Raw genomic sequence first — 13,712 nt, forward strand, 5'->3', positions numbered from 1 at the left:
GCCTGAAATCGGGTCCGGATGACTTTTTTCGGACATTATTTAACGTAAATCATGGACTTAGCAGCCCTCGGATGCTTAGACCGGGTATAATCGTCGGTTCCCCTAAATCGATTTTTCGATGGTTGGGTTGTTCACTGCTTTCAAGCTAGACGGGAGTGGGAATGTCCAATCTAAGCAGCGCTTTGCAACTGAAGCCAGCCTCAAGCCAACTACCGGTCTACACGTATTTCGACGAGGCGCTCCTCGCCCGCGAGCGTGAAGTCCTGTTTAAGCACGGCCCCCGTTACGTGGGCCACGAATTGATGGTCCCGGAAGTCGGCGATTATTTTGCCCTTCCGGCAGAGCAGGAGGGGCGCATGCTGGTCCGCAACGGTACGGGCGAGCATAACGGCGTCGAACTGCTCTCGAACGTCTGCCGTCATCGTCAGGCGGTCATGCTCAATGGGCGTGGAAACACGCCCAATATCGTTTGCCCGCTTCACCGTTGGACTTACGACACAAAGGGCGAACTGCTCGGCGCGCCGCATTTCCCGGAGAAGCCCTGCCTGAACCTCGGCAAGTTCCCGCTGCAACGCTGGAACGGGCTGCTGTTCGAAGCAGAAGGCCGCGATGTGCAGGCCGATCTCGCACGACTGGGCGTGAAGCACCATCTCGACTTCTCGAACTTCATGTTCGATCACGTCGAAGTGCACGAATGTAACTACAACTGGAAGACGTTCATCGAGGTTTATCTCGAGGACTATCACGTCGTGCCGTTCCATCCCGGTCTGGGCAGCTTCGTTTCGTGCGAAGACCTGAGCTGGGAGTTCGGCGACTGGTACAGCGTCCAGACGGTTGGCGTGCATGAAGGTCTCGCCAAACCCGGCAGCCCCATCTACCGCCAGTGGCACGACGTGCTGCTGCGCTACCGGGAAGGCGTGCCGCCGGACTTCGGTGCGATCTGGATGGTGTACTACCCGCATCTCATGATCGAGTGGTATCCGCACGTGCTCGTGGTGTCGTGGCTGATCCCGAACGGACCACAGAAGACGACGAATATCGTCGAATTCTATTACCCCGAGGAAATCGCGCTCTTCGAACGCGAATTCATCGAAGCCGAGCGTGCCGCCTACATGGAAACGGCGCGCGAAGACGACGAAATTGCCGAACGCATGGACGCCGGGCGCCGCGCCCTGTTCCAGCGTGGCGTCTCGGAAGTGGGCCCATATCAGAGCCCGATGGAAGACGGCATGCAACACTTCCACGAGTTCCTGCGTCGCCAGATGGGGGATTTCTAAGCCTCAGCGGCTCAGGAAGTCTCATTGCATGAGAACGCAAAACCATCTGACGGAAGTCCTGTCGGATTGGCCTCGCGGACGCCCTGTGGTGCCGGCGAGACTGAATTAAATATTTGCCGAAAAAACGCTGAACGGCGGGCCATGTGCCCGCCGTTTTCGTTAGAATCGACGCCATGCTTCCAATATGACCGTGCACTGATCGTTTGTGCTGCACGAGTCGCCCGCGTTCAGCACAAAACGCGCTCGTTCGTCTCCTCGCCGTCATCGGCCACAATTCGCCATGCAATCGCTCTGGATGTTGGTCTCCGCCTTCATGTTCACGTTGATGGGGCTCTTCATCAAACTGGCGGCAAACGAATACAACACCGGCGAAATCGTTCTCTACCGCAGCCTTATCGGCGTGATCGTCCTTCTGGGGATGGCGCGTTTGCGCGGCCAGTCCATTCGTACGCGCCATCTGGGGTCGCACATCAAACGCAGCACGGCCGGCGTCATTTCCCTCGGTCTATGGTTCTTTTCGCTCACACAATTGCCGCTCTCCACGGCAATGACGCTCAACTACATGTCGCCGATCTGGATTTCATTGATCGTGATGGGGACGGCGGCAATGCGCGGCAGCCTGCGCACCGATTTCAGGCTGGTGGCGGCGATCTTCGCCGGTTTCGTCGGCGTGGCGCTCCTGCTGCAGCCGACCATCGACAGCCAGGCGTGGGTTGCCGGTGTCGCAGGCGTCGTCTCGGGCGTGTTCTCGGCCGTCGCATACATGCAGGTCAAGGAGCTAGGCGCAGCGGGCGAACCCGACTGGCGCATCGTCTTCTATTTCTCGGCGGGCGGGGTGCTGCTCGGTCTGGCCTGGGTCGCCATCGAAGGCTTGCACCCGATGACCTGGCGCGGCGCCGGCCTGATGCTGGGCGTCGGGATCGCTGCACTGATTGCGCAGACGGCGCTCACCCGGGCGTTCAGTCTTGGCAACACGCTCGTCACTGCGAATCTCCAATATTCCGGCGTAATCTTCGCTACACTGATCAGCATGCTTGTCTGGGGCGACTGGCCTGCACTGGCCGGCTGGATCGGCATGCTGCTCATCGTAGCGAGCGGCATGACCGCGCTGCGCCGGCCTTCCCCCTCCGCCTGATCGCCGCCGAACGAATCCCCCACGCCCGTCTGCGGAGACGCCATGATTCATACGCATTTCACCACGCTCATCAGTCCGCAAAATCTCGATGCGCTGATGCAAACCGCCGCCGGTGGCGGCGCCCCGGTGGTCATCTTCGATTGCCGTTTCGATCTTGCCAATCCCAAGGCCGGCGAGGAAGCCTACGTTCAGGGCCATATCTTCGGCGCGTTCTATGCGCATCTCGAACGCGATCTCTCGGGCAAGACGAACGGAAAGAACGGACGTCACCCGTTGCCCGATCGCGATGCCCTCGTCCGACATCTCGCCGCATGCGGCCTGTCGAAGGGCCAGCAGGTTGTTGCGTATGACGCTCAGGGCGGCATGTACGCCGCGCGCCTGTGGTGGCTGCTGCGCTGGCTCGGACACGAGTCGGTCGCGGTACTCGACGGCGGCCTGCAAGCCTGGGAAGCCGCCGGATTCAAGCTCGACGCCGCACCGCCCGAAGCGCCGCCTCCCGGCGATTTCGCGCCGGGCGAACCGCTGGCGACGACGGCAGACGCCGCCGCCATCGAGCGCAACCTCACGTCGCACGAGCGTCTTGTTATCGACGCCCGCGCACCGGACCGCTATCGCGGCGAAAACGAAACCCTCGACCCGATTGGCGGCCATATTCCAGGCGCAAAGAATCGCTTCTTCAAAGACAACCTCGGCGCGGACGGTCGATTCAAACCTGCAGCCACACTGCGCGAGGAGTTCACACAAGTGATCGGCCACGACCGCCTGCCGGAACGCGTCATCTCGCAATGCGGCTCGGGCGTGACCGCGTGCCACAATCTGCTGGCAATGGAAGTGGCGGGTCTGCACGGGGCGAGCCTCTACCCCGGCTCGTGGAGCGAGTGGTGCGCGGACAAGCGTCGTCCGGTTTCGACGGGTGCACAACCCTGATTTCAGTCGGCCAGTAATGCAAAGGGCACCCCGAATGAGGTGCCCTTTTTTGTGCCGTTCGATGTCGCTCGTTACTCGTTACTCGCCACTCGACTTAACGACGCTTGCCGACATCGCCAGCGCACTTCCGCCTTCGTCATGGCCGTGCCCGTGGTCATGATCGTGGTCATGCCCATTGAGCCACACGACCAACGCCAGCCCAACACCGATCAACAGGATCTGCGGCAGGGCGTCGCGCGGCGACGTGCGTCGTTGCATCTGCGGCATGAGATCCGACACGGCAATGTAGATGAAGCTGCTCGCTGCGAGCGCCAGCAGGTACGGGATCAGGCTTTGCAGACGATCCAGCATGAAGTAACCGAGCACGCCACCCAGCAAGGCCGTCAGACTGGACGCCAACGTGAGCACCAGCGCCTTGCGGCGCTTGAAACCCGCGTTCAGCAACACCATGAAGTCGCCCAGCTTGTGCGCGACTTCGTGCACCGTGATCGACACCGTGGCCGCCACACCCAGACGCGGATCGGTCAGAAAAGCGGCCGCAATCACCACGCCGTCGGCGAAATTGTGGATCGCGCTGCCCACCAGAATCATCCAGCCGCCCTTGCCCGCTTCGTGCGCGTCATGGCCATGCTCGTGATGATGTCCGTCCCCTTCGTGGTGGTGGCTATGGCGCAGCAACGCCAGCTTTTCCAGCAGAAAGAACCCCAACAGCCCGCCCAGCAACCAGCGCGTGATGACGTGGGCGTCAACGTGCGACTCCAGACTTTCCGGCAGTAAATGCAACAACGCCGTGCCGAGCAGCACGCCTGCCGAGAAGCTCACCATCTTGTCGATGAGCTTCGAGAGCAGCCCCAGCGACAGTGACGCCGCCCCGAAAAGGCTCAGCACGCCGGAAGCCAGCGTGGCGATAACGATGAAAACAAGGATGGCGTCGATGGTGATTCTCCCGCGGGCAAGCCGGCGATTTAACCAGCTTTTACCGTTACAGGCAAACCGTTGGTACATCGAGGCGTGCAGCGCCTACGCAGGCGATCGGGCAAGGGCCACGCGCCGTCAGCATGCCGACGGCTCTCCCCCTCACCTCCCTGCCATCAAGCGACGCCGTGCTTCCGAAGCCAGTCCTGCGCCAGCTTCCAGCCCTCTTTCGCATCGGCCTCGACATAGCTCGAACGATAATCCGCGAAGAACGCGTGGCCCGAGTTCGGGAACACCTTCAGTTCCGAGCGCTTCGACGCAGCATCGCCCTTGGCCAGCGCCTCGCGCGCCTGTTCGACGCTCGCGACCGGAATTCCCGTGTCCTTGCCGCCGTACAACCCCAGCAACGGGCCGTGCAGCTTGCCAGCGATGTCGATCGGGTTCTGCGGGAAGTTCTCGCTCTTGTCGCCGACGATGCGTCCGTACCACGCCACCGCCGCCTTCACGTTCGGGTTATGCGCGTCGTACAGCCACGCGACACGTCCGCCCCAGCAGAAGCCGGTAATGCCCAGACGCTTTTCGTCGCCGCCGTTGGCCACCGCCCACTTCACGGTCTCGTCGATGTCGCTCATGACTTGCTTGTCCGGCGTTTTCGCTACGATTTGCGATTGAATCTCTGCAATCGTGCCCAACGATTGCGGGTCGCCCGCACGCACGAACAACTCAGGCGCAACTGCCAGATAGCCGAGCTTCGCGAAGCGACGGCAGATGTCGGCGATGTGCTGGTGCACGCCGAAAATCTCCGAGACGACGACGATCGTCGGCAGATGTGTCTTACCCGCAGGCTTTGCGTAGTACACCGGCATCTTGATACCGGACACCTCGAGCATGTACTCGCCCGCGTCCAGTCCTTGCGTGTCGGTGGTGATCGTTTCGGCCGCCACCGGCAACACCGCCAGTGCAAACGCCGATCCGACGGCGGTCTTCAGAAAATCGCGCCGGTTACGCGGCGCCACTTCGGGTACGAGACTATCCAGATCCGCTTGCGACATGTCGCACTCCAGGAGAAAGCGTCAATAAGAAAATGGTCGGGAAGACCGCCGACCGAGAGTCGGACGTTCGGATATTACTAGAGGGGAAATTCGCGTGCACTCAGCACGAAGCATGAAAAAAAGCCGTGCAGGCAAAGTGCCTGCGCGGCCGGGACGTCAGTGCAGCTTCACGCGCGGCACGGTCGAGCGCCGCAGACGGTTAGCCACCGTATCGAGCATCATTCGCCAGACGCCATGCAGCGCCGCCACGTGCATCCGATAGAGCGACGTGTACATCACGCGGGCGAACAGCCCTTCGATGAACATGCTGCCGCCGATCAGTCCGCCCATCAGGTTACCCACGGCGCTGAACTTGCCCAGCGAGACCAGTGAGCCGAAGTCGCGGTACGTGAACGTCGGCAAGCTCTGTCCCTTGAGACGTGCCTCGACGGCCTTCACAAGGAAACTCGCCTGCTGGTGCGCCGCCTGCGCGCGCGGCGGCACGAAGCCATGCTCCGGCCACTCGCAGCTCGCGCAATCGCCGAACGCGAAGATGTCCGGATCGGTCTTGCTTTGCAGCGTCGGCAGCACTTCGATCTGATTCAGACGATTGACGTCCAGCCCCAGTGTGCCAAGCACCGGCGGTGCAGTAATGCCCGCCGACCAGACCGTGATGTCTGCAGGCAGAATCTTGCCGCTGGTCAGGGTCACTTCGTTGGCACGCACTTCCGCCACCGAATCGCCACACAGAATGTCGACGTCCAGCTTGGCGAGCAACCCGGCGACCGCGCCCGACACACGCTCCGGCAACGCTTTCAGAATGCGCGGGCTCGATTCGATGATGGTGATGCGCACGTCCTTGCGCGGGTCGAGCTTCAAACCGTAGGAGCGCAACACTTCAGCGGTATTGCGCAACTCGGCCGACAGTTCCACACCCGTCGCCCCCGCACCGACGATCACGAGATTGACCTTGGGACGCTGAGCGCCCGGCGGCGACAGCAACGCGCCACCGCTCTGCACCTCAGTCGCAGCAGCCGGTGCCGACGCTTCGGCAGCACTCTGCGCACGCACGCAAGCCGCCATCAACCGGCGACGGAAACGTTCGGCCTGTTCGACCGTATCGAGGGCAATGGTGTGTTCCCTCGCGCCCGGAACACCGAAGAAATTGGTCGTGCTGCCGATGGCGAGCACGAGCGTGTCGTACGGCAACGTGCGCTCGGGCAGCAGATCGCCCTCGCCTTCGTCGTCCGCCGCCGGGACGGCAGCCAGACGGATGGTCTTGGCGACACGATCCAGCCCGATCATCTCGCCCGTCGCGAACTCGAAGTGATGCCAGTTCGCCTGCGCCACGTAAGAGAGCTGATGCGTCGCCGTATCCATGACACCGGCCGCGACCTCATGCAGCAACGGCTTCCAGATGTGCGACAGGGAACGGTCGACCAGCGTTATTTGAACGTCCTTGCCACGCCCGTACTTGTCGCCCAACCGGGTGACGAGTTCGAGACCGCCGGCGCCTCCGCCGACCACAACGATACGATGCACACTCACGATAACTCCCCGTGCTTGGAAAACCGTCCGGCCGGTCAGCATTTGCCAGACCGGCGATAGCGATTACCATACCGCAGAGTGCGGACTTAGGGTATACCCGCCACCCTATTTCCGCTATTGCGTGACCTTGATCGTAGTGGCGGCCAAAGCGTGCTGCAACGTCGACCGCCTCACACACCGCCTCACACACTTTGGGCATTAGCCCAGCACAATCAGTGTGCTTGCTCCCAGTTTTCACCAACGCCGACTTCGGCGATCAACGGCACACGCAGCTTGGCCACGCCGCACATCAGTTCCGGAAGACGCTTGCGAACCTCAGCCAATTCATGATCCGGCACTTCGAGTACGAGTTCGTCGTGCACCTGCATGATCTGACGCGTCTGCAAACCGCTATCGTCCAGCCAGCGCTGCACGGCAATCATCGATAGCTTGATGAGGTCGGCGGCGGTGCCTTGCATCGGCGCATTGATAGCCGCGCGTTCGGCACCTTGACGACGCGGGCCGTTGCCGCCATTGATGTCCGGCAACCACAGACGACGACCGAACACGGTCTCAACGTACCCCTTCGCCTTGGCGCTCTTGCGCGTCTCGTCCATGTAACGCGCCACGCCCGGATAGCGCATGAAGTAGCGATCGATGTATTGCTTGGCCGCGTCGCGCTCGATGCCGAGGTTCGCAGCCAGCCCGAACGCGCTCATGCCGTAGATCAGACCGAAGTTGATGACCTTGGCATAGCGACGTTGCTCGGAAGACACCTCCAGCGGCGTGACGGCGAAGATTTCCGCAGCGGTCGCACGGTGAATATCCTCGCCGTTCGCAAACGCACGCAGCAGGCTTTCGTCGCCGGAGATATGCGCCATGATGCGCAGCTCGATCTGCGAGTAGTCGGCCGAGACCAGTTGACTCCCCGGCGGCGCGATGAAGGCCTCGCGAATGCGACGCCCCTCGGCCGTGCGCACCGGAATGTTCTGCAAGTTCGGATCGTTCGACGCCAGACGGCCCGTGATCGCCACGGCCTGTGCGTAGTTCGTATGCACACGTCCCGTCGACGGATTGACCATCTTCGGCAGCTTGTCCGTGTACGTCGACTTGAGCTTGGCCAGACCGCGATACTCCAGCAGCACCTTCGGCAGCGGATAGTCCTCTGCGAGCTTCTGCAACACTTCTTCATCGGTCGACGGCGCACCACTGGCCGTCTTCTTGACGACCGGCAGTTGCAGTTGCGTGAAGAAGATGTCGCCGATCTGCTTGGGGGAATTCAGATTGAATTGCTGCCCGGCCAGCGCGTACGCCTCGGTTTCGAGCGTGATCAGCTTGCGCCCGATCTCGTCGCTTTGCGCCGCCAGACGTGCCGTGTCGACCAGCACACCGTTGCGCTCCATGCGCTGAAGCACGCGCGCCGTGGGCAATTCGATATCTCGATAGACGAATTCGAGCGTGGCTTCGCGGGCGACATCGGGGTATAGCGCACGATGCAGACGCAGCGTAATGTCGGCGTCCTCTGCAGCGTACTCCGTCGCACGTTCGACGCTCACGTCGTCGAAGCCGATCTGCTTGGCACCCTTGCCACACACGTCTTCGTACTTGACCGTCGTCACGCCCAGATGGCGCGAGGCGAGACTGTCCATGTCGTGACTGCGATGCGATTCGAGCACGTACGATTCGAGCAGCGTGTCGTGCACGATGCCGCCCAGAATCACGCCGTAGTTTTCAAGCACATGTGCGTCGTACTTGAGGTTCTGCCCGACCTTCTTGTGATCGGGACTCTCGAGCCAGTGCTTCAAACGGGCGAGCACTTCGTCGCGCGGCAATTGCTCGACTTCCCCTGGCGCACGGTGCGCCACCGGTATGTACGCTGCGCGACCCGGTTCGCAGGAGAACGACAGACCGACGAGTTGCGCCTGCATCGCGTCGAGCGACGTCGTCTCGGTATCGAACGCCGTCAACTCGGCGGCTTCGATGATCTTCAGCCACGCATCGAACCGCTCCCACGTGAGCACCGCTTCGTACTCGCGTTCGATGGTGTCGGCCACCGGTGCCGGAGCTTCCTCACCGGCTTGCGATGCCACCGTCGCTTCCGCTTCGCGCAGCAGCGTCTTGAAGCCGTGGCGCGAGAAGAAATCGCGCAGCACTTCGGCGTCTTCGGGCTGCGTTTGCAGACTCGCTTCGATGGAGGTGACCTGCGGCGTGAGATCGCAATCGAGCGCCACCGTCACGAGCTTGCGCCCCATCGGCAGCCAGTCGAGTGCACGTCGCAGATTCTCGCCGACGGCACCTTTCACTTCGGCGGCGTTGGCGACGAGGTTGTCGAGATCGCCGTATTGCGTGAGCCACTTGACGGCCGTCTTCGGCCCGCACTTCTCCACACCCGGCACGTTATCGACCGTGTCGCCCACCAGCGCGAGGTAGTCGACGATGCGCGCAGGCGGCACGCCGAATTTGGCTTCGACGGCAGCCGCGTCGAGCGTTTCGTTCGTCATCGTGTTGACGAGCGTGACGCGATCGTTCACGAGTTGCGCCAGATCCTTGTCGCCGGTCGAGACGACCACGCGCATACCCAGCTCGGCCGCCCGCTTTGCGAGCGTGCCGATGACGTCGTCGGCTTCCACGCCGTCGATCATCAACAGCGGCCAGCCCATCGCGCGCACGGCTTCGTGAATCGGTTCGATTTGCGCGCGCAGGTCTTCGGGCATCGACGGGCGATTCGCCTTGTACTCGGGATACCAGTCGTCGCGAAAAGTCTTGCCCTTTGCATCGAAAACGCAAGCGCTGTACTCTGCATGAACGTCTTTACGCATGCGGCGCAGCATATTGACGATGCCGTGCAGCGCGCCCGTAGGTTCGCCGCTTGGGCCGCGCAGATCCGGCAGGGCGTGATAGGCTCGATACAGATAACTCGAACCATCGACCAATAAGAGCGTCTTACCTTCCAGACTTTGCTGTTCCGACATATGACCAAGAGAAGAAAAGAGATACCGAGTCTGCGCATGCTGGCAGACCATGAGCGCGCCACCGCCAAGAAGGCGCGCGCGTCGTGGCAGATGTTCACGATTATGGCAGAGTTCATCGAGGCGACCGAGTACCTGTCGGAGATCCGGCCGGCCGTCAGCATCTACGGCAGCGCCCGCATCAAGCCGAAATCGCCGTTCTACAAACTGACGATGACGATTGCCCGCAAATTCTCGGACAACGGCTTCGCCGTCATCTCCGGCGGCGGCCCCGGCATCATGGAAGCGGCCAACAAGGGCGCGCACGGTGGCGCGTCACCGACCGTCGGTCTGAACATCGAACTCCCGCACGAACAGAAGGGCAATCAGTGGCAGGACATCTCGCTGCGCTTTCGCCACTTCTTTACCCGTAAGGTCACATTCGTCAAGAATTCGGACGCCTTCGTGATCATGCCCGGCGGCTTCGGCACGCTCGACGAATTGTCCGAAGTGCTCACGCTGATCCAGACGCAGAAGTCGCGTCGCGTGCCGGTGATTCTCGTGGGTTCGGAGTTCTGGAAAGGCCTGCTGGACTGGGTGCGCTCGTCGATGCTGCCGATGGGACTCATCAGCGAAAAGGATCTCGATCTCGTGCAAGTGATCGACGACCCCGACGAAATCCTCAAGGCGGTCTTCGCGTTCTACGACGGGCACATCGAACCCGAGACGGAAACCAGTGAAAAGATGTTCTACCTGTAAGGGCTGAGGGCAACGTCATCAGCCATGCAAAACGGCGCCGCGAGGTCATCGCGAGCGCCGTTTTTTGTGGCGGACGCACGTCCACCGGAGCAACGAATCAGCAGCCGCTTTCGCGCGGTGTCGTCTCGACTTCCAGACCGAAGAACGGTCGCAGGCGCGTGCCGAACACGTTGCCGAAGAACGCCGCTACCAGCCACAGCCAGCCGTGCAGGCTGCCGGAGATGATGCCGCTGAAGTACGCGCCGATGTTGCAGCCGTACGCCAGACGTGCGCCGTAGCCGAGCAGCAGACCGCCCACGATAGCCGCGATCAGCGAGCGCACGGGCACCTTCCATACCGGCGCGAACTTGCCCGCCAACGAAGCGGCCACCAATGCGCCGAGGATGATGCCCAGATCCATGACGGTCGTGACGTCCTGCGAGACCGGCGCGTTGAGTACGTTGACCTGCTTGGCCCAGTATGGCCACGAAGCGACGTCGATACCCACGGCCATGAACGCCTTCGCGCCCCACAGTGCAAATGCCGACGTCACGCCCCACGGGCGACCGGCCAGTGCGAGCGTCGCATAATTGAGCAGCACGAGCGCGAGTGCGCCCCACACCAGCGGCCACGGACCACGCAGCAGCGCAGGCTTGCCTTTGGCGCTGCGCGTCATCGGCACACCGACGATACGGCCATGACGACGCTTCTCCGCCCACAGCGTGAACGCGCCAATCGCTGCGAACAGCGCAAGGTTCGCGATCAGCGCGGGCCAGAGGCCCCACGTCTTCACGAGCGAGACGGGCTTGATGTGCGGCAGCGATTCCCACCACGGCAGATGCGCCGTCGCCACGACCGAGCCGACGATGAACGCCGCAAGCGTCACCAGCATGCGCGTATTGCCACCGCCAGCCGTGTACAGCGTGCCCGACGCGCAACCGCCGCCGAGCTGCATGCCGATACCGAAGATGAATGCGCCGAACGCCACCGACACGCCGACCGGCGACACGAGACCGACGACCTTGTTGCCGAAGAGCGTGCCATCGGCCAGCGCCGGGAAGAACAGCACGACACCGACCGCGAGCATCACCATCTGCGCGCGCAACCCGGCGCCACGACGATCCGAAATGAACACGCGCCAGGCCGACGTGAAGCCAAACGCCGCGTGGTAAAGCGCGACGCCGAGCAACGCACCGACACCTGCGAGCGCAGCCTGTTTGGGTCCGACCGTCGCTTGCAGATACGTAATGCCGATGACGATGAGCACCAGCGCAATCGTCAGCGGGCGAGCATTGTAGGAAGAGGGAGAAGGCGACGCCGTTTTGACGGCGGCCGAAGCGGAAGACGACATGACTTTCTGACTCCAGAATGCAGATGGGTGGCACCTGGCCACCCATTGAGACAACTTGCAAGGCTGCCAGAACTCGACGTCGATGCGAACGACCGTTTTGTGATTTCGTTATAACCAAAAGAAATATAGACCAACATTGCGAATCATCCGAAATCTCACATTTCGGACAGAAGCGTTGTCATGAAACGTTCATTGGTGAGGACAAAAAGGGCCGCAGGCAAGCAACCACGGTGCATTCGACGAGATTCCACAATGCGAAGTGGGGTACGTTTGATAGAATGGACAGATTGGAACCCGCTGCGCCGGCCCGGCTTGCCTCTTACGTCGCGGATGCGTTCCCGCCCTCGGAGAATAATGATGAAAACGCGCTTTTCCCGTGCCCTGCCCCTGCTGATCGGTGCCGGCCTGCTGTTCGCCGGCCATGTCTACGCTCAGGACGGCAAGGAAACCGCCGCACAAGCCGCCAAACGTGAAGCCGACGCCCGCGCCGCTGCCACCAGCGTCCAGAACGTCGACGTCAATCAGGAACGCAAGCCGAGCTACTACGTCAACGACCAGGGTACGACCGTGACCGAGTACCGCGATCGCGGCAAGCCCACGGAAATCGATGTCCACTCCCGTTTCGGCACCAACTACCAGTTGACCACGCCGCCCGACAACGCGCCGCGCGCACGTGACAACACGTCGCAAAACGACCGTCTGCCGTCCGTCGGCCTGAAGTTCTGACGTCTCTGGTAATCTGACTCATTCGCGCGCCCCGGCACTTCCGATACTTCATTTCGTTCGGCGCGCGAGCCACCTGTTTGTCTCAAACCAGCGGCCCGCTGCACGCGCACGGGCCGTTTGTCTGAGTCTTATCCACTCAACGCAAGCATGGCCGTTTTTACTTCCGTCTCGCCCGAGCAGCTCCAGCAGTGGCTGCAACGCTACGATTTGGGGAATGTTCTCGACTTCCGGGGCATCAGCTCGGGCATCGAGAACACCAACTACTTCCTGACGACCGAGCGCGGCGAGTTCGTGCTGACGCTGTTTGAGAAGCTCACGGCCACGCAGTTGCCGTTCTACCTGCAATTGATGGGCCATCTGGCGCATCACGGCGTGCCCGTGCCCGATCCGATTCCGGATCGCACGGGTGAGATCCTTGGCGAGCTGAACGGCAAGCCCGCGACCATCGTCACCAAACTGTCGGGTCGCTCCGAACTGGCGCCGACGCCCGCGCATTGCGCCCATGTCGGCGCAATGCTTGCCCGCATGCATCTGGCCGGACGCGATTTCACGCTGGAACAGGCCAACCTGCGCAGCCTGCCGTGGTGGCGTGAGGCGGCTCCGGCCGTGCTGCCGTTCCTGAACGATGCCGAGCGCACGCTGCTGGAAAGCGAGATGGCGCATCAGGAGGCGTTTTTCGGCTCGGGCGACTATCGCGCGATGCAGGCCGGGCCGTGCCACTGCGATCTGTTCCGCGATAACGTACTCTTCGACAAGGCCGAAGACGGCTCGCCTCGTCTGGGCGGCTTCTTCGACTTTTACTTTGCCGGCTGCGATAAGTGGCTGTTCGATCTGGCCGTGACGGTCAACGACTGGTGCTGCGACCTCGCCACCGGTGAGCTGGACGACGCCCGTGCGCTCGCGATGCTGCGCGCGTACGAGACGGTGCGTCCGCTGACCGACATCGAGGCGTCGCACTGGCGAGACATGCTGCGAGCGGGCGCGCTGCGATTCTGGCTCTCGCGCCTGTATGATTTTCACTTGCCGCGAGCGGCCGAAATGCTCAAGCCGCACGATCCGGGGCATTTCGAACGAATCCTGCGCAAACGCATCGAAGCCGTTTCCATTCCCTGGCTGTAACCCGACCCCACCCGGAGT

At 62.0% G+C, this 13,712-nt stretch carries 11 protein-coding genes; 6 read left to right on the top strand and 5 right to left on the bottom strand.

Annotated elements, in window-relative coordinates; all coding sequences use genetic code 11:
* Positions 1-161 precede the first annotated feature (161 nt).
* The 3 genes from PCO31010_RS05705 (at position 162) to PCO31010_RS05715 (ending at position 3,339) form a co-directional block, all read left to right on the top strand.
* Positions 162-1,277 (top strand): aromatic ring-hydroxylating oxygenase subunit alpha, encoded by a 1,116-nt coding sequence (locus PCO31010_RS05705; protein WP_150663329.1) that lies wholly within the window; start codon positions 162-164, stop codon positions 1,275-1,277.
* 280 nt (positions 1,278-1,557) lie between these two features.
* The gene (locus tag PCO31010_RS05710; RefSeq protein ID WP_150663330.1) at positions 1,558-2,412 is read left to right on the top strand and encodes a DMT family transporter; all 855 of its coding nucleotides are present in this window, start codon (positions 1,558-1,560) and stop codon (positions 2,410-2,412) included.
* Between the two features lie 42 nt (positions 2,413-2,454).
* On the top strand, positions 2,455-3,339 hold the full coding sequence (locus PCO31010_RS05715; RefSeq protein ID WP_039397336.1) for a sulfurtransferase: 885 nt from the start codon (positions 2,455-2,457) through the stop codon (positions 3,337-3,339).
* Between the two features lie 78 nt (positions 3,340-3,417).
* Here PCO31010_RS05715 and PCO31010_RS05720 read toward each other — a convergent pair whose 3' ends face one another.
* From PCO31010_RS05720 to polA, 4 genes are all read right to left on the bottom strand, one after another.
* Positions 3,418-4,344 (bottom strand): ZIP family metal transporter, encoded by a 927-nt coding sequence (locus PCO31010_RS05720; protein ID WP_246184454.1) that lies wholly within the window; start codon positions 4,342-4,344, stop codon positions 3,418-3,420.
* A gap of 86 nt (positions 4,345-4,430) precedes the next feature.
* On the bottom strand, positions 4,431-5,306 hold the full coding sequence (locus tag PCO31010_RS05725; RefSeq protein WP_150663331.1) for a dienelactone hydrolase family protein: 876 nt from the start codon (positions 5,304-5,306) through the stop codon (positions 4,431-4,433).
* Between the two features lie 156 nt (positions 5,307-5,462).
* On the bottom strand, positions 5,463-6,827 hold the full coding sequence (locus PCO31010_RS05730) for an NAD(P)/FAD-dependent oxidoreductase (RefSeq protein WP_174984429.1): 1,365 nt from the start codon (positions 6,825-6,827) through the stop codon (positions 5,463-5,465).
* Between the two features lie 218 nt (positions 6,828-7,045).
* On the bottom strand, positions 7,046-9,784 hold the full coding sequence (polA, locus tag PCO31010_RS05735; protein WP_150663333.1) for a DNA polymerase I: 2,739 nt from the start codon (positions 9,782-9,784) through the stop codon (positions 7,046-7,048).
* Here polA and PCO31010_RS05740 point away from each other — a divergent pair, their 5' ends adjacent.
* A complete protein-coding gene (locus PCO31010_RS05740; RefSeq protein WP_039397329.1) occupies positions 9,785-10,519 on the top strand; it encodes an LOG family protein in 735 nt (244 codons plus the stop codon).
* Positions 10,520-10,616: 97 nt separating this feature from the next.
* Here PCO31010_RS05740 and PCO31010_RS05745 read toward each other — a convergent pair whose 3' ends face one another.
* Positions 10,617-11,849, bottom strand: a complete 1,233-nt coding sequence (locus tag PCO31010_RS05745; protein ID WP_150663334.1) for a YeeE/YedE family protein — start codon at positions 11,847-11,849, stop codon at positions 10,617-10,619.
* A gap of 357 nt (positions 11,850-12,206) precedes the next feature.
* Here PCO31010_RS05745 and PCO31010_RS05750 point away from each other — a divergent pair, with 357 nt between their 5' ends.
* Both PCO31010_RS05750 and PCO31010_RS05755 read left to right on the top strand, forming a co-directional pair.
* Positions 12,207-12,575, top strand: coding sequence for a hypothetical protein (locus PCO31010_RS05750; RefSeq protein ID WP_039402729.1), 369 nt, complete (start codon positions 12,207-12,209; stop codon positions 12,573-12,575).
* Between the two features lie 147 nt (positions 12,576-12,722).
* Positions 12,723-13,694, top strand: a complete 972-nt coding sequence (locus tag PCO31010_RS05755) for a homoserine kinase (protein ID WP_150663335.1) — start codon at positions 12,723-12,725, stop codon at positions 13,692-13,694.
* Positions 13,695-13,712 lie beyond the last annotated feature (18 nt).

This window comes from Pandoraea commovens, from assembly GCF_902459615.1.
GTDB classification, from domain to species: Bacteria; Pseudomonadota; Gammaproteobacteria; order Burkholderiales; family Burkholderiaceae; genus Pandoraea; species Pandoraea commovens.

Bases quoted from the DNA above. Each gene is read 5' to 3' on its own strand.
- PCO31010_RS05705 (WP_150663329.1), top strand. From the start codon at position 162: ATGTCCAATCTAAGCAGCGCTTTGCAACTGAAGCCAGCCTCAAGCCAA.
- PCO31010_RS05710 (WP_150663330.1), top strand. From the start codon at position 1,558: ATGCAATCGCTCTGGATGTTGGTCTCCGCCTTCATGTTCACGTTGATG.
- PCO31010_RS05715 (WP_039397336.1), top strand. From the start codon at position 2,455: ATGATTCATACGCATTTCACCACGCTCATCAGTCCGCAAAATCTCGAT.
- PCO31010_RS05720 (WP_246184454.1), bottom strand. From the start codon at position 4,344: ATGTACCAACGGTTTGCCTGTAACGGTAAAAGCTGGTTAAATCGCCGG.
- PCO31010_RS05725 (WP_150663331.1), bottom strand. From the start codon at position 5,306: ATGTCGCAAGCGGATCTGGATAGTCTCGTACCCGAAGTGGCGCCGCGT.
- polA (WP_150663333.1), bottom strand. From the start codon at position 9,784: ATGTCGGAACAGCAAAGTCTGGAAGGTAAGACGCTCTTATTGGTCGAT.
- PCO31010_RS05740 (WP_039397329.1), top strand. From the start codon at position 9,785: ATGACCAAGAGAAGAAAAGAGATACCGAGTCTGCGCATGCTGGCAGAC.
- PCO31010_RS05745 (WP_150663334.1), bottom strand. From the start codon at position 11,849: ATGTCGTCTTCCGCTTCGGCCGCCGTCAAAACGGCGTCGCCTTCTCCC.
- PCO31010_RS05750 (WP_039402729.1), top strand. From the start codon at position 12,207: ATGAAAACGCGCTTTTCCCGTGCCCTGCCCCTGCTGATCGGTGCCGGC.
- PCO31010_RS05755 (WP_150663335.1), top strand. From the start codon at position 12,723: ATGGCCGTTTTTACTTCCGTCTCGCCCGAGCAGCTCCAGCAGTGGCTG.